A 15283-nucleotide genomic window follows, 5' to 3' on the forward strand; every position below is an offset into this window, starting at 1 on the left:
GACAGCGCGGTGTGCAACAGGCCGGGAGGGGCCGGAGCTGGGCACACGACGCTTTTGGGGGGCTTGGACCTGATGGACCCTGACAACCGGGAACCTGAGGAGTACGGCCATGCCGGCGCCGGCCACGTGCCGCGCCCGCGCCCGCCCAGGGACTCCCTCACCTCCGACTTCGCACCGCAGGCGCCCGCACTCGCGCGCACGGTACGGCTCGTCACGGGCGACTACCTGCTCACCGTCAACCCCGTCGACGGCAGCGAGATCGAGGTCTGCCCGCCGGGCGAACGCCCCGGACGTCCCGAGAAGCTCACCGCGGCCGAGCGCGCCGAGTCCGCCCGCGCGGCCGGACCACCGGTCCCGCCCGGCCCGGCGTGGCCCGAGCTGCCGCTGCCGGCCCGCCAGGACGAGCGCGAACGCCTGGTACGACTGCTCGCCCGCGGCCGCTCCGTCCGCCTGACCGGCCCCGCCGGCTCCGGCCGCACCAGCCTCCTCGACCTCGTCGCCGAGGACTGCGCGGACCTCGCTCCCGACGGCGTCGTCCGCCTCAGCGGGATCCACCGCACCGCGAGCGAACTGCTGTACGACCTCTTCCGCTCCGTCCACAACGCGCCCCTGCACCGCCCGGACCGGGACGTGTTGCTCGGCCACGTCCGGGAGATCGGCGCGGTCGTCGTCCTCGACGACATCGAGTTCGGCGGATCCGCCCTCGACGAGCTGCTGGACGCCACGCCCGAGTGCGCCTTCCTGATCGCGGCCACGCCCGACGTGCCCGCCCCCTCCGCCGAGTCCGCGCTCGAAGAGGTCTTCCTCAGCGGACTGGAGCGCGCCGACGGGCTGGAACTCCTGGAGCGTGCCGTCGGCCGCGTCCTCACCGAGGAGGAGTCCAACTGGGCCGGCGACCTCTGGTTCGAGTCCGAGGGCCTGCCGTTGCGCTTCATCCAGGCCGGGGCCCTGCTGCGACAGCGTGACCGGCAGCGGGCCGGGGCCGTCGACGAGTTCGGTGTCTTCACGGACCTGGCTCCGGTCGACGCGCCCTTCGCCCCGCCGTTCGACCAGTCGTTCGATCGTCCGGTCGACCCGGACGACGCCGAGAACGTCCCCCTGCCCTCGCTCGGCGAGGCCGCCGCGCCCGCCCCGCTGCTCGCCGCCCGGCTCGGCGACTCGGCGCGCGCCACCCTGCGGTTCGCCGTCGCACTCGGCGGCGAGGTGCCCCACCAGGCGCACCTGCCCGCCCTGGTCGGCGACACCCACGCGGACGCCGCGCTGGGTGAGCTGGTCGGCTGCGGACTGGTCTCCCCGGCCGGCTCCCGCTACCGCCTCGCCGCCGGCGTCCAGACCCAGCTGGAGGCCGCCGGATACGGCGACGACACGGAGTCCCAGGCGCTCAGCGCCGCCCAGCACTACGCATGGTGGGCCGGTCACCCCTCGGTCACCCCGGAGCGCGTGTGCGCCGAGGCGGACGCCCTGCTCGCCGCCCTCGGCGTCCTCGTACCCGCCACCACCGCGCCCGCCGAGGGCGAGGAGAGCGGCACCGTGCAGCTGGCCCGCGCGGCGGCGCCCGCCTTCGCGGCCGGGCTGCACTGGGGCGCCTGGGAGCGGGCACTGCGTTCCGGCGCCGAGGCCTCCCGGCTCGCCGGCGAGGTCGCCGATCAGGCCTACTTCCACCACGAACTCGGCGTCCTCGCGCTGTGCGGCGGACAGCTCGACCGGGCCCGGGCCGAGCTGGAGACCTCCATCGGCCTGCGCGGCGCCCTCGCCGACAAGCGCGGCGCCGTCGCGGGCCGCCGCGCCCTCGCCCTGGTCGCCGACCGCTCCGGTACGGTTCCCGGCCTCCCCGCGATGATGGGGGAGGAGGTGCCCGACGCGCGGTACGAGGAGTCGCAGTCGCCCCCGGGCGGTGTTCCGGCGGCCTTCCCGCAGCTCCAGCCGCCCTCCGACAGCGGCACTCTGGTCACCTACAGCCCGTCCTCCGCCCCGCCCGGGTCGTCCGGGTCCTCCCGGGCCTTCGGCCTGTCCCCGTCGACGCACAAGGCACGGGGCGGCCTGCGCGGCCTGGCCCGGCGCAACCTCGTGGCGGCGGGCGCGGGCGCCCTGCTGGTGGCGGTGCTCGGCACGGTGGTGACCCTCGGAGCCACCTCCAACAACGACGCCAAACCACCGGCCGACCAGGTGGGCGTCAACCCGTCCGCCAGCCAGGGCGTGGACGACGGCAGCCTGGGCGCGGACGTCCCGAAGAACGACGACGGCAACGGCGACACCGGCAAGGCAACCAGCCGGCCGACCGACCCCGGCCCCGATGGCACCCTCGGCACCGCCGACGACCCGACGCCGACGGAACCGGCCAAGCCGTCCGACGACCCGAGCGGAACGAAGGGACCGAGCAACGGTCCCTCGACCTCGTCGAAGCCGCCGACGTCGCCCAGGCCGCCCACGTCGCCGTCGAAACCGCCGACGGACACCCCGACCGACTCGCCCACGGGCACGCCCACCGGCAGCCCGACGGGCACCCCCACGACCTCGCCCACGGGCACGCCCACCGGCACTCCGACGACACCCCCGGAGACCTCCGACTCGGCCAGCGGCCCCGCGACCTCCAGCGCGCCCGTGGAGACCAGCAGCTCCGCTGGCGCCCCGGCGACCGACGAGGCGGCACCGAGCAGCTCGGAGCCGGTGATCTGACACCCCGTACAGCGTGAAGGGCCCGGTCCACCAGCGGACCGGGCCCTTCGCGTCGTAGCGGAGCGTTGGTCAGAACAGCCGCAGCTTGTCGTCCTCGATGCCGCGCAGGGCGTTGTAGTCGAGGACCGCGCAGCCGATGCCGCGGTCTGTGGCCAGGACGCGCGCCTGCGGCTTGATCTCCTGCGCGGCGAAGACGCCGCGGACCGGGGCGAGATGGGGATCGCGGTTCAACAGCTCCAGATAGCGCGTGAGTTGCTCGACACCGTCGATCTCACCGCGCCGCTTGATCTCCACCGCGACGGTCTTGCCCTCCGCGTCCCGGCACAGGATGTCGACGGGCCCGATCGCCGTCATGTACTCGCGGCGGATGAGGGTGTAGCCCTCGCCGAGGGTCTCGATGCGGTCGGCGAGGAGTTCCTGGAGGTGTGCTTCCACGCCGTCCTTGATCAGGCCGGGATCCACGCCCAGTTCGTGCGAGGAGTCATGGAGGACTTCCTCCATCGTGATGATGAGCTTCTCGCCCGCCTTGTTGATGACGGTCCAGACGCCGTCCTCGTCGCCGGACCCCTCCTTCAGCGTGCAGGGCGGCGACATCCAGTTCAGAGGCTTGTAGGCCCGGTCGTCCGCGTGGATCGAGACGCTGCCGTCCGCCTTCACCAGGATCAGCCGGGGGGCCGAGGGGAGGTGGGCGGTGAGCCGGCCCGCGTAGTCGACGGAGCATCGGGCAATGACGAGACGCATGGTCGGCAACGCTACTCGACGGGCACAGGTGCACGCGATTCGGCCCGGTAAACCCCTGTTCGGTTGTGGCCGATTGTGTGCCCAATGAGGTCTCCGCATGTACGCATTCTGCTGGTGCCGTCACCGTCCGCTGCTTACCGTAGTAAACGGGAGGTCGCGAGTTGTGTACGCAGCGTGTTCGATATCGCGAACTCCCTTTATCTGTCAGGCAACCCCTGGTGATCGGGGGTTCGAGAGGAGAACCCATGTCGCTCGACGTCTCACCGGCCCTACTCGAACAGGCCGAGCGAGGCGAGGTCGACGAAGCTGCCTTCGTCGACTGCGTCCGGACCTCCCTGCCCTACGCATGGGAGATGATCAGCTCCCTGGTGGCCCAGCTGAAGGTCGACGGCGGTCAGTTCGCCGACAACCAGACGCCTCCGCCGGACGAGCAGGCACGCGGTCAGCTGCTGCGTGCGCTCGCGAGTGACGCGATACGCGGCGCGCTGCAACGGCACTTCGGTGTGCGGCTTGCGTTCCAGAACTGCCACCGAGTGGCGGTCTTCCCGTTGGACTCCTCCGTCGACGAGACGCTCGCCCGCTTCACCTCGGTACGCAACCAGCTGTTGAACCAGTCTCCGGAGTTCCGGGACTGCTGACAGCAATGAGCTGCCGGCTTGCCGCTCCGTACGCAGGAGGTGCCTCAGTACCGGGGCGGCAAGCTCTCTGCCGGACAGGACAGTTGAGGGGGGTGGTCAGCCGAGGTGCGGGATGACCTCGGTACCGAGCCGCCGTACGTTCTCCTCGGTGGCCGCAAGGTCTCCCGAGCCCTCGACGAGCAGGGCGAAGCGGGAGATACCGGTCCGTTCGCTGGTCGCCGCGAGACGGTCGGCGCACAGCCGGGCGTTGCCCACCGGGTGCAGTCCGCAGAGCAGTTCGGTGTACGCCAGCGGGTCGCGCATCCGGCGTTCGCTGCCGTCCACCGTGACATGGGCGCCGAGCCCGTGCTTCAGCCAGCCCGGCATCGCCTTCAGCAGCGTCTCCACCGCGTCCTGGCGCCGGTCGGCGATCTGGCAGACGCCGGCCGAGACATGGCCCGCGCCGAGGACCACCGCAGGCGGATGCCCGCACGCGCGCGCGTGCCTGCGCCACAGGGCGACCATCTCGGCCTTTTCCTCGTCCCCCGCGTGCATCCCGAGCAGCATCGGCAACCCGCGCTCGGCGGCCAGCCGCACACTCGCCGGGGAGGTGCAGGCGACGATCACCTCGGGGCCGGCGGTGTCGGTCAGCGCCTCCGACGGCCGGGGCACGACCGGCACCTCGCGGAAGGTGAACCGCTCGCCTGTCGCGGCGACCGCCGGTTCGCGCAGCCAGCGCACCAGCAGATCGAGTGATTCCGGGAACCCCGACTCGTACGCCTCCAGGCCCGCGCCGAACACCTCCAGATCGACCCACGGACCGCCGCGCCCCACGCCCAGCGAGAAGCGGCCGCCGCTCGTCAGGTGCAGCAGCGCGGCCTGTTCGCCGAGGGCCACGGGGTGGACGGTGGGCAGCACGCTGACGGCCGTGCCGACCTGGATGCGGCGGGTGCGGCCGAGCAGCAGCGCGGCCAGGGTGATCGCCGACGGACATGTGCCGTACGGCACGAAGTGGTGCTCGGCCAGCCAGACCGCGTCCAGCCCGGCTTCCTCGGCCACCTCGGCCGAGCGGACCGCGCGGTGCAGGGCCTCCCCCTGGCCCTGCCCCGGGAACTGGGCCGCCAACACGAAACTGCCTACGTGCATCGCATTTCCTGCTTCCTTGGCTCCGACACGGAGCTCCCCCACCCGGCATAACCGTCTGACACGTGCCGAGGACACGGCCTGGCGAAGGGATTTGCGGATTGTCTGCAGAATGAGTCGCCGCGGAGGGGGACTTGCGAGGGTCCGTTCCCTGCCAGTACCCCGGCCCGTGCCGCGTACGCTGGACACGAGCCCTGCATCCTGTATAGCCCCGTGAGGTGTCCTGTGTCCCCGCGTCGCAACCGACCCAAGGGATCCGACTCGTCGAGCCACAGTGCCGAGGACGAGCGGCCCGGCCGTTACGGCGGCTGGGAGAGCGCGGAGGACTGGCGGGGCGAGCAGTGGAGCGTGCGGCACGTGGCCGGGGCGAGCGCCCAGGGCAAGACGTACCGCTGCCCGGGCTGCGAGCAGTTGATCCCGGACGGCGTTCCGCACGTGGTGGCCTGGCCGGAGCACTCGGGCGTCGACGAGCGTCGGCACTGGCACAAGGCGTGCTGGAACGCGAAGGACCGCCGCACCACGCGCGTGCAGCGGTCCCGTAACGCGCCGAGGTTCTGAGAACCCGGCCTTCCCGACGGGGTTACACGTCGCGCTTCTCCAGCAGGGCGTAGGCACCGGCGAACGCGACGGCCGTCACGCCGAGGGCGATCCACAGCGGGTCCCAGCCGGACGGGCCGGACTCGGTGAGGGAGTTGGAGTAGAAGACGCTGAGCTGGTTCGGGATGGAGTACTCGAACAGGGCCTCGCGCAGGCCCTCCAGCGACTGCGAGAACATGAACAGCGCGATGACCAGCGGGGCCAGCACCAGGCCGATCATGATGGTGATCGCGCCCGCCGAGTGCCGGATGATCGAGCCCACGACCAGCGAGATCAGCCCGAGCAGCGCGACGTACAGCGAGATGCCGACCGTGCCCTTGAGCCACTCCTGGCCGCTCGGCTCCTTGGCGCCGTCCAGCATGGCGACGTCCGCGAGCGCGACGACGACGGCCGACGCCAGGGTGACCACGAACGCGACCACGAAGAACACGATCGCCTTCGCCGCGAGGACCCGGCCGCGGGACGGGCACGCCACCATCGTGGTGCGGATCATGCCGGTGCCGTACTCGGAGGCCGTGGTCAGCACGCCGAGCGTGATGACGCACATGCTGCCGAGCAGCAGCCCGAAGAACCCGAACGACAGCGGGTTCTCGCCCTGAAGGCCGCCCGGGTCGGTGTTGCCGGCGACCACCGCTCCGGCCGCCAGGCCGATGCCGATGACGAGCAGCACGAACACACCGAGCGTCCACATCGTGGAGCGCACCGACTTGATCTTCGTCCACTCGGAGGCGAGCGCGTGCCCGAGGTGCGTGCGCACGACCGGGATCGGCGAGGTGTAGCTGGGGTACGACGGTCCGGGCGCCGCCTGCCAGGCGGGGGCGGCCTGCTGCATCGGGGGCTGCGGGGTGCTCATCGGGCGTCCTCGGGCTTGGTCAGGTCGGAGGCAGGGGCGGCGGGCGGCGCGGGCCGGGCCGCGGCGGGAGCGGCGGCCGGGGGCTGCGGCGCCGCCTGAGCTTGCGCGTACGGGTTGGGCGGGCCGCCCGCGGCGGGAGCGGCACCGGGCGCGCCGGGAGCCCCGTACGGCCCCGTGGGGGGCTGCGCGGGAGCCACCGGCTGGCCGTACGCGCCGGGCTGCCCCTGGGAGCCGGGGTGCCCCTGCGGCACCGGCTGCCCGTGCGCACCGGCCTGACCCGGCGAGAGAGGCTGGCCCTGCGCCCCCGCGAACGGCTGTCCGCCCTGCTGGGGCGCCGGCGGGGCGTACCAGCCCGGCTGGCCCTGTCCCGGTACCGGCATCGGCGGCTGCGCGCCGGGCGGCAGCGGTTGCTGGAGCCCGGCCTTCTCGTCGATGGTCGAGCGGTAGTCGACAGCGCCCTGGGTCATCCGCATGTACGCCTCCTCCAGCGAGGCCTGGTGCGGTGACAGCTCCCACAGGCGTACGTCGGTGCCGTGCGCGATGTCGCTGATGCGCGGCAGCGGCAGTCCCGTCACGCGCAGCGCGCCGTCCTGCTCCGGCAGCACGTGCCCGCCCGCCTCGGTGAGCGCGGACGACAGCTTCTCGCGCAGCTGGGGCTCGGTGTCGGGCGTGCGCACGCGGGCGAAGTCGGCCGAGTTCGCGGAGATGAAGTCCTTGATGTTCATGTCGGCGAGCAGCTGCCCGCGTCCGATGACGATCAGGTGGTCGGCGGTCACCGCCATCTCGCTCATGAGGTGCGAGGAGACAAAGACCGTACGGCCCTCCGACGCGAGCGCCTTCATCAGGTTGCGCACCCAGAGGATGCCCTCGGGGTCGAGGCCGTTGACCGGTTCGTCGAACAGCAGCACCTGCGGGTCGCCGAGCAGCGCGGCGGCGATGCCGAGCCGCTGGCCCATGCCGAGGGAGAAGCCCTTGGAACGCTTCTTAGCCACGTCCTGGAGACCGACCACGCCCAGCACCTCGTCGACCCGACGGGCCGGGATGCCGGACAGCTGGGCCAGGCTCAGCAGATGGTTGCGGGCGGCACGGCCGCCGTGCACGGCCTTGGCGTCCAGCAGCGCACCGACCTGGCGAGCGGCGTTCGGCAGCCTGCGGTAGGGATAGCCGCCGATCGTCACCTGCCCCGACGTGGGGTTGTCCAGGCCCAGGATCATCCGCATCGTCGTCGACTTGCCCGAGCCGTTGGGCCCGAGGAAGCCGGTGACGGCACCGGGCCGCACCTGGAAGGAAAGGTTGTACACAGCGGTCTTGTCGCCGTAGCGCTTGGTCAGGCCGACTGCCTCGATCATGCTCCGCACCCATCGCAAGGTTCAGGACAGCGGGGCACACGCCCCCCGTAAGGGTTAGGAGCTTATCGGGGCGCTGACGGTTCCGCTCAAATGAAAGCAAAGCCCAAGGCTTCGCGTGTCCCGCCCGGGGCTCAGGCGTCCCTCCTCTTGAGCAGCACATATCCTCCGGCGAGCGCGGCGAGCACCCACAGCGCCATGATCCCGAGGCCGCCCCAGGGGCCGTACGGAGTGTCGTCGTTGATCGGGGTGACCACCTGCATGATCTTGCTGCCGGCCTGGTCGGGCAGGAACCGGCCGATCTTCTTCGTGGCGGATACGTTCCCCAGGATGTTGGAGATCAGGAAGAAGAACGGCATCAGGATGCCCAGCGACAGCATCGGCGAACGCAGCATCGCGGCGACGCCCATCGAGAACATCGCGATCAGGGTCATGTAGAGCCCGCCGCCGATGACCGCGCGCAGCACCCCGGCGTCGCCGATCGACGCCTTGTGCTCGCCGAGCATCGCCTGCCCGAGGAAGAAGGTGACGAAGCTGGTGGCGAGGCCCACCGCGAGCACCAGCCCGGTGGCCACCGCGATCTTGCCGGCCAGGAAGGCGCCGCGCTGCGGCACGGCGGCCAGCGAGGTGCGGATCATGCCGCTGCTGTACTCGTTCGACACCACGAGCACCCCGAACACGATCATCGCGAGCTGTCCGAGGCTCATGCCCGCGAAGCTGATGTAGGTGGGGTCGAAGGACAGTTGGTCCTGCGCGTTCATCTTGTCGAACTCGTTCTTCGACAACGCCGAGATCAGCATCCCGAGCGCGATGGTGACGACCACGGCCAGCGAGAGCGTCCACACCGTGGAGGCCACCGACCGGATCTTGGTCCATTCGGACCGGACGACCTGGATCGCCGCCATGCTCAGTTCCCCTTCCAGCCGTCGCCCCACGGCTGCTGATCGGCAGGCGCGTCGGAGTGGGCGTGGTACTCGACCGACTCCGCGGTCAGTTGCATGAACGCCTCCTCCAGGGAGGCCTGCTGGGGGCTCAGCTCGTGCAGCACGAGCTGGTTCTGGGCGGCCAGCTCGCCGATGTACTCGGCCTTGCTGCCGTCGATCTCCAGCGAGCCGTTGCCGGTCTCCACGGCGGTGACCCCGGCACGGTGCAGCACGTCGAGGAGACGCTCGCGCTGCGGGCTGCGGACCCGGACGTACGATCGCGAGTTCTGCGCGATGAAGTCGGCCATGGAGGTGTCGGCGAGCAGCCGCCCCTGTCCGATGACGACGAGGTGGTCGGCGGTCAGCGCCATCTCGCTCATGAGGTGCGAGGAGACGAAGACCGTACGGCCCTGCGCGGCCAGCGTCTTCATCAGGTTGCGGATCCAGTGGATGCCCTCGGGGTCGAGCCCGTTGACCGGCTCGTCGAACATCAGGATCCGCGGGTCACCGAGCAGCGCGCCCGCGATACCGAGACGCTGGCCCATGCCGAGCGAGAACCCCTTGGCCTTCTTCTTCGCGACCGCGGTGAGACCCACCGTGTCCAGCACCTCGTGCACCCGTTTCTTCGGGATGCCGTTGCTCTGCGCGAGGCACAGCAGATGGTTGTGGGCGCTGCGGCCGCCGTGCATGGCCTTGGCGTCCAGCAGGGCGCCGATGTACGTCAGCGGGTCCTTGAGTTGGTCGTAGTGCTTGCCGTCGATACGGACGTCCCCGGCGGTGGGGCGGTCGAGACCGATCATCATGCGCATGGTCGTCGACTTCCCGGCGCCGTTCGGTCCGAGGAAGCCCGTCACGATGCCCGGTCTGACGCTGAAGGTCAGGTTGTTGACCGCCGTCTTCTCGCCGTACCGCTTGGTGAGGCCCTCCAGCTCGATCATGCGGACCACGCTAGGACCCGTGTTCCGCGAATGCCAACCGGCTGGGCAAACGGTGGCCGACGAGTGTGACAAGAAACGTGAAAGACGGCCGGGATCCGGCCACGGGCGGGCGTCGGCGAAGATCGTGGACGACGCGTCCCTGCCGCCGGCCGGGCCGACACGGGCACGACGAAGGCCCGCACCCCCTGAACAGGGGGTGCGGGCCTTCGTCGTACTACGTCGCCCGCTTCTCGGTTACCGGGACTGCTGAGCCGGGACACCCCGGGAGATCGGCTCGTCGTCCGGCGTGCCGGCGGCGGCCACCGCGGCGCCCGTGAGCGTGGCGAGCATCTCGCGCACGTTCGTCAGCTGGGCGTTGATGGAGTCGCGGCGGTTGGTGAGAGCCGCCAGCTCCCGCTCGGATTCCGAACGGATCCGGTCGGCCTTGGCGTTGGCGTCGGCCACGATGTCCTCGGCCTGACGCTGCGCCGTCTCGACGGTCTGACGGGCGCGACGCTCGGCGTCCGTGCGCAGCTTCTCCGCCTCCAGCCGCAGCTGCTCCGCGCGGTGCTCGATCTCCGCGAGACGCTTCTCCGCCTTCTGCTGACGGGACGCCAGGTCGCGCTCCGACTGCTCGCGGCGCTTGGCCAGGTTCGTCTCGAAGTCGGCGGCGGCCTGCGCGGCCTTGGCGCGGGTCTCCTCGAAGAGGGCGTCGGCCTCCTCACGCTTCGACTGCGCGTCCTTCTGAGCCTCGGAACGCAGCTGCGAGGCGTCGCTCTTCGCCTTCTCGATGACCCGGACGCCCTCGTCCTCGGCCTTGGCCTTGCGCTCCGCAGCGAACGATTCTGCGTCGTTGCGAACCTGCTGAGCCGCCGACTCGGCCAGCTCACGGTGCTGCTCGGCGGCGCGACGTGCCTCCTCGCGCAGATCCTTGGCCTCTTCCTCGGCGAGGCGGAGGATCTTCTCGACACGCGCGCCGAGGCCGGCGTACGACGGCTCGGCGTCGTTCACCTGGGCCTGGGCGTTCTGCGTCTCGAGGTGGAGCTCCTCGATGCGCTTTTCCAGAGCGGTGATGCGGGCGAGAGCGCTGTCACGATCGGAGACGAGCTTCGAGATCCGTTCGTCCACCTGCGCGCGGTCGTACCCACGCCGCACAAGCTCGAAGCCGTAGGGGGAAGTGTCGCTCATGGGGATCCTGTCAAATGAGACCGGTGAGGTGATAGGGGGAATCCTAGGGGCCGAAGCGGTCTGTCATCGAGCGGATACGTGTTTGATCTGGAGAATGACACCCCTTTTGGGTGGCTAACCGCAGGACGACTTGCCAAAGACTTGGTCAAAGGCCCCAGAAGGTGCCGGAATCAGCTCTGTGTTCTAGCCCTCTGACGCCTTGCCACCCGAACGAGGGGCACCGATCACGGCCCCCGCCTTGACGCCGTCCTTGCCCGCCCCGGGTGCCTCGAAGGATTCCAACGCCTCCAGGACGTCCTGGACACGGGAGATCTCGGCGTTGATGTCCTCGCGGCGGCGCACCAGGATCTCCAGCTCGCGCTTGCCCTCCTCGACCGTGCGCTTCGCCTCGCGGATCGCCTCCGCCTTGAGCTCCTCGGCCTCCCTGATCAGCGCCGCCTTCTTCTGCTCGGCCTCCTTCAGGAGCCCCTCGGCCTTCTTCACGGCGGCGATCCGGACCTTGCCCGCCTCGGAATTGGCCTCCGACACCAGTTCCTTGGCCTTCGCCTCGGCCTTGGCGAGCTGCTCCTCGGACGCCTTGATGAGCGCGTCGCAGCGGTCGCCGGTCGACTTCATCGTCTCGGCGGCCTCGCGGCGGGCCCGCTCGTGCAGGTTCTCGATCTCGCCCGTGATGCGTTCGCGCAGCTCCTCGGCGCGCTCCCTGATCGCGGTGGCGTCCCGGCGGGCACCGACGAGCAGTTCGTCCGCGTCGGTACGGGCCCGCTCCACCAGCGCGTTGCCCTCGACCGTCGACTCGGACACCAGCCGGTCCGCCTCGGCACGGGCCGCGCCGACCATGCTGTCGGCCTGGGCCTCCGCGTCCGCGGTGGCCTTCTGCGCCTGTTGCTGCGCCTCGGTGAGCAGCTTGTCGGCCTCGGCGGTGGTCTCCGTGATGAGCTTGTCGACCTGCTCGGCCGCCTCGGAGCGGCGCTTGTGGGCGTTCTGCCGGGCCTCGTCGAGGGTGTGCTCGGCCTCTTCGCGCGCGGAGTTGACCAGCCGCTCGGCCGCCGTCTCCGCCTCCGTCCTGACCCGCTCCGCCTCGGCGCGGACCCGCTCGGAGTGCTGCTGGGCCGCCCCGACGGTGTCGGCGGCCTCGGCGCGCAGCCGCTCGGCGTCGCCCCGCGCCTCGCCGACCAACTGCTCGGCCTGGGCGATGGCCTCGGACCGTACACGCTCGGCCTCGGCGACGGTCTCCGACCGCAGCCGCTCGGCCTCGGCCACCGTCTCCCGGCGCAGCCGGTCGGTGTCCGTGATCGTCTCGGTGGTGAGCCGCTCGGCCTCGTTGCGTGCCTCGGTGATGAGGGCGTCGGCCTGCGTCGCCGCGTCCGACCGGATGCGGTTGGCGTCCTCGCGGGCGTCCGCCCGGGTGCGCCCCGCCGCCTGGTCGGCCTCGGCGATGGTCTCCGACGCCTGCGTACGCAGCCGCTGGGCATGCTCGGAGGCCTCGGACCTGAGCCGCTCCGACTCCGCGATCGCCTCCGAAACCGTGCGCTCCGCGAGCGCCTTGGCGGCCTCGGACTCCTCGCCCGCCTCGCGCCGGACCCGGTTGGCGTCGTCGGTGGCGCGCTCCCGCTCGGAGTAGGCGTCGGAGCGGACCCGGTCCGCCTCCTCCTGGGCCTCCCGGCGGGTACGGTCCGCCGCGTGCTCGGCGGCGCTGCGCAGCCCGGTGATCTCCTCCTGCGCCTGCTCGTGCAGCCCGGCGACCGAGTCCCGCACCTGCTGGGCGTGCTGCTCGGCGGCGGACACCATCTCGGTGGCCCGCCGGTCGGCCTCCTCGACCAGTCGTACGGCCTCGGTCTGCGCCTCCTCCACGCGCTTGCGCGCCGAGGCCAGCAGCTCCTCGCTCTGCTCGCGGGCCCGCTCACGCTCCTGGTCGGCCTCCTGCCGGGCGGAACCGAGGTACTCCTCGGCCTCGCGCCGACGCCGGTTGGCCTCCTCCTGCGCGGCGGCCAGCGTCTCGGACGCCTCCGTCGACAGCCGCTCGGCGGCGGCCTGCGCCTCCGCCCGTACCCGGTCGGCGGTGTCCTGTGCCTCCGACTTCAGCCGCTCGGCCTCGGACGCGGCCTCGGACCGCAGGCGTACGGCGACGGCCTCGCCCTCCGCACGGGACGCGGACGCGTCCGACGCGGCCTCGGTGCGCAGCCGCTCCGCCTCCGCCTCCGCCTGCTGCTGGAGCGAACGGATCCGCTCGGCGGCCTCGGCGCGCAGCCGGTCGCCCTCCTCGGAGGCCTCGCGGCGGATCCGGGAGGCCTCCTCGCGGGCCTGAGTCAGCGCCTGCTCGGCGGCGGCGAGCCGCTCCTCGGCCTCGGTGTGCAGTCGCGTCAGTTCCTCGGCGGCGTCCGCACGGCGGGCCTCCATGGCCCGCTCGGTCTCCTCACGCAGCTCGCCCGCGGCCCGCTCGGCGGCGGCTGCGATCTCCTCGGACAGTTCGACTGCCTCGGCGCGCTGCTGCTCGGCCTCGTTGCGGGTGCGCTCCAGCGTCTCCTCGGCCTGCCGGCGCAGGGTGGTCGCCCGCTCGATGGCCTCCGTACGGACCTTCTCGCTGTCCGAGGTGGCCTTCTGGCGCAGCTCGTCCGCGTCCTGCCGGGTCTTGCCCAGCAGTTCCTCGGCGGTCCTGGCTGCCTCCTCGATCTGCTGGACGGCCTCCTTGCGGGCCTCGGAGCGGATCTTCTCGCCCTCGGCGACCGCGTCGGCACGCAGCTGTTCGGCCTCGCCGCGCAGCCGACGGGCCTCCTCCTGCAGCTCGACCGTCTTGGCGCGGTACTCCTTGGTGTCGTCCTTCGCCGTGCCCTTGAGCTGCTCGGCGATGTCGTGCGCCTCGGCCCGCAGCCGGTCCGCCTCGGTCTCCGCCTCGGTGCGGATCCGCTCGGCCTCCTCGGCGGCGGCCTTGGTGGTGTTCTGCGCGTCCTCCTGGGCCTTGGTCAGGACTTCCTCGGCGGTCCTGGCGGCCTTGGACAGCTGGGTCGCGCTCTCCTCGGCGGTGAGGGTGCGGGCCTTCTCGGCTGCTTCGTCCAGCAGCTTCTCGGCCTCGGCACGGGCGTCCGCGACGATCTGCTCGGCGGACTCCCTGGTGGTTTCGGCTTCCTTGGTGGCCTCGGTGACCAGCCGGGCGACCTGCTCCTTCGCCGTGCGGGTGCGCTGCTCGTTGGTCGACTCCGCGCTCGACAGCGCCTTCTCGGCGGCCGCCTTCGCCTCGGCGACCAGCTTCTCCGCCTCGGCGCGCGCCTCCCGCAGAGCCGTGTCGGCCTCCGCGATGCGCTGCTCGGCGGTCCGGCTCAGTTCCTGCGCCTCACGGCGGGCCGTGTCCGACTCGGTCGCGGTGGACGTCCGCAGCTGCTCGGCGTGGTCGGTGGCCTCCTGGGCCTGGGTGGAGGCGGCGTTCAGCAGGCGCTCGGCGTCCGTGCGGGCGCGCCGCAGCAGCTGTTCGGCCTCCGCGCGGGCGGACTCGGCCTCGCTCTGCAACCGCTGCCGGGCCTCCGAGGTCACCCGTTCGGCCTCCGCGCGGGCGGTGGCCATGGCCTGCTCGGTCTCCGCGCGGGTCTCGTCGAGAAGCCGGCGGGCCTGCTGCTCGGTCCGGGCGCGCAGCTGCTCCGCCCACGCCACGTTCTCGTTGACGTGCGACTCGACGGTCTGCCGCCGCTCGGACAGCTCCTGGTCCAGCTGCTGGCGGCGGGTGACCGCCTCCTGGTGCAGCTCCGCCTGGAGCCGGGCGGCCTGCTCGGCGTGCTCCTGGAGGATGCGCTGGGTCTGCGCCCGGGCCTGGCTCAGCTCACGCTCGGCCTCCTGGCGCAGCTGGTCGGCCTGGACCTGCGCGTTGCGCAGCAGCTGCTCGGCCTGGTAGCCGAGGTCGCCGCCGTCGAAGGAGGGCCGGGACATGATGGTGCGCCGCGCCTCGTGCAACTTGGCGCGCAGCACCTCGACCTGGTAGCCGAGGTCCTCGGCATGCTGAATCGCCTTTTCCCGCTCGGTCTTCAGCCGCTTCATCTCGGCTTCGAAACGAGTGAGGTGATCGACGTCAGCCGCCGGTTCCCGCTCCTGGCTCTCGTAGCCCCGCACTGCGCGGTCCCATCCGTCCCCTGGTCGCAAGTCTCTCCGTACGAGCTCCGTCCGTACGCCGAACGGGGCTCCCGGGGAATGGTGTCAGATCAACGGCGGAGCATGGGCTGCTGCCCCGACGCTCGTCCCCCGAAACCCGGACCCCGGACGGGCCCCGCCGTCACGACAGGACCCCGGTCGCCCTGGT

The 15283-nt window shown here is 71.8% G+C and carries 11 protein-coding genes; 3 read left to right on the forward strand and 8 right to left on the reverse strand.

From position 1 onward, the window contains the following. The first annotated feature begins 72 nt into the window (after positions 1–72). Positions 73–2676, forward strand: a complete 2604-nt coding sequence (locus OHA64_RS32610; RefSeq protein ID WP_405619216.1) for an ATP-binding protein — start codon at positions 73–75, stop codon at positions 2674–2676. A 69-nt stretch (positions 2677–2745) separates the two neighbouring features. Here OHA64_RS32610 and nucS read toward each other — a convergent pair whose 3' ends face one another. Continuing rightward, entirely contained in the window at positions 2746–3417 is a 672-nt protein-coding gene (nucS, locus tag OHA64_RS32615) for an endonuclease NucS (RefSeq protein ID WP_356763840.1), read from the reverse strand. A gap of 245 nt (positions 3418–3662) precedes the next feature. On the opposite strand from nucS, the gene OHA64_RS32620 reads away from it, so the two are divergent. After that, a complete protein-coding gene (locus tag OHA64_RS32620) occupies positions 3663–4055 on the forward strand; it encodes an SCO5389 family protein (RefSeq protein ID WP_405619218.1) in 393 nt (130 codons plus the stop codon). A 96-nt stretch (positions 4056–4151) separates the two neighbouring features. Here OHA64_RS32620 and OHA64_RS32625 read toward each other — a convergent pair whose 3' ends face one another. Continuing rightward, positions 4152–5180: an LLM class flavin-dependent oxidoreductase gene (locus tag OHA64_RS32625; protein WP_405619220.1), complete on the reverse strand. Its 1029-nt coding sequence runs from the start codon at positions 5178–5180 to the stop codon at positions 4152–4154. Positions 5181–5402: 222 nt separating this feature from the next. Here OHA64_RS32625 and OHA64_RS32630 point away from each other — a divergent pair, with 222 nt between their 5' ends. Further along, positions 5403–5735, forward strand: a complete 333-nt coding sequence (locus tag OHA64_RS32630) for an ATP/GTP-binding protein (protein ID WP_405619222.1) — start codon at positions 5403–5405, stop codon at positions 5733–5735. A gap of 22 nt (positions 5736–5757) precedes the next feature. On the opposite strand, the gene OHA64_RS32635 is transcribed toward OHA64_RS32630, so the two are convergent. The 6 genes from OHA64_RS32635 to scy all read right to left on the reverse strand — a co-directional run bounded on the left by OHA64_RS32635 (position 5758) and on the right by scy (position 15096). Beyond that, entirely contained in the window at positions 5758–6627 is an 870-nt protein-coding gene (locus OHA64_RS32635) for an ABC transporter permease subunit (protein ID WP_405619224.1), read from the reverse strand. Then, on the reverse strand, positions 6624–7976 hold the full coding sequence (locus OHA64_RS32640; protein WP_405619226.1) for an ATP-binding cassette domain-containing protein: 1353 nt from the start codon (positions 7974–7976) through the stop codon (positions 6624–6626). Before OHA64_RS32640 ends, OHA64_RS32635 begins: the two co-directional genes overlap by 4 nt. A 131-nt stretch (positions 7977–8107) precedes the next feature. Then, on the reverse strand, positions 8108–8878 hold the full coding sequence (locus OHA64_RS32645; protein WP_405619228.1) for an ABC transporter permease: 771 nt from the start codon (positions 8876–8878) through the stop codon (positions 8108–8110). Between the two features lie 2 nt (positions 8879–8880). Then, positions 8881–9834, reverse strand: coding sequence for an ABC transporter ATP-binding protein (locus OHA64_RS32650; protein WP_405619230.1), 954 nt, complete (start codon positions 9832–9834; stop codon positions 8881–8883). A 234-nt stretch (positions 9835–10068) separates the two neighbouring features. Next, positions 10069–11001, reverse strand: a complete 933-nt coding sequence (locus tag OHA64_RS32655) for a cellulose-binding protein (protein WP_405619232.1) — start codon at positions 10999–11001, stop codon at positions 10069–10071. Between the two features lie 183 nt (positions 11002–11184). Continuing rightward, complete coding sequence (scy, locus tag OHA64_RS32660) at positions 11185–15096, reverse strand: polarized growth protein Scy (protein ID WP_405619234.1); 3912 nt, start codon at positions 15094–15096, stop codon at positions 11185–11187. Positions 15097–15283 lie beyond the last annotated feature (187 nt).

This window comes from Streptomyces sp. NBC_00076 (genome assembly GCF_045041235.1).
Classification (GTDB): Bacteria; Actinomycetota; Actinomycetes; order Streptomycetales; family Streptomycetaceae; genus Streptomyces.

Coding starts and splice junctions, on each gene's coding strand:
- OHA64_RS32610 (WP_405619216.1), top strand. CDS start 73: ATGGACCCTGACAACCGGGAACCTGAGGAGTACGGCCATGCCGGCGCC.
- nucS (WP_356763840.1), bottom strand. CDS start 3,417: ATGCGTCTCGTCATTGCCCGATGCTCCGTCGACTACGCGGGCCGGCTC.
- OHA64_RS32620 (WP_405619218.1), top strand. CDS start 3,663: ATGTCGCTCGACGTCTCACCGGCCCTACTCGAACAGGCCGAGCGAGGC.
- OHA64_RS32625 (WP_405619220.1), bottom strand. CDS start 5,180: ATGCACGTAGGCAGTTTCGTGTTGGCGGCCCAGTTCCCGGGGCAGGGC.
- OHA64_RS32635 (WP_405619224.1), bottom strand. CDS start 6,627: ATGAGCACCCCGCAGCCCCCGATGCAGCAGGCCGCCCCCGCCTGGCAG.
- OHA64_RS32640 (WP_405619226.1), bottom strand. CDS start 7,976: ATGATCGAGGCAGTCGGCCTGACCAAGCGCTACGGCGACAAGACCGCT.
- OHA64_RS32645 (WP_405619228.1), bottom strand. CDS start 8,878: ATGGCGGCGATCCAGGTCGTCCGGTCCGAATGGACCAAGATCCGGTCG.
- OHA64_RS32650 (WP_405619230.1), bottom strand. CDS start 9,834: ATGATCGAGCTGGAGGGCCTCACCAAGCGGTACGGCGAGAAGACGGCG.
- OHA64_RS32655 (WP_405619232.1), bottom strand. CDS start 11,001: ATGAGCGACACTTCCCCCTACGGCTTCGAGCTTGTGCGGCGTGGGTAC.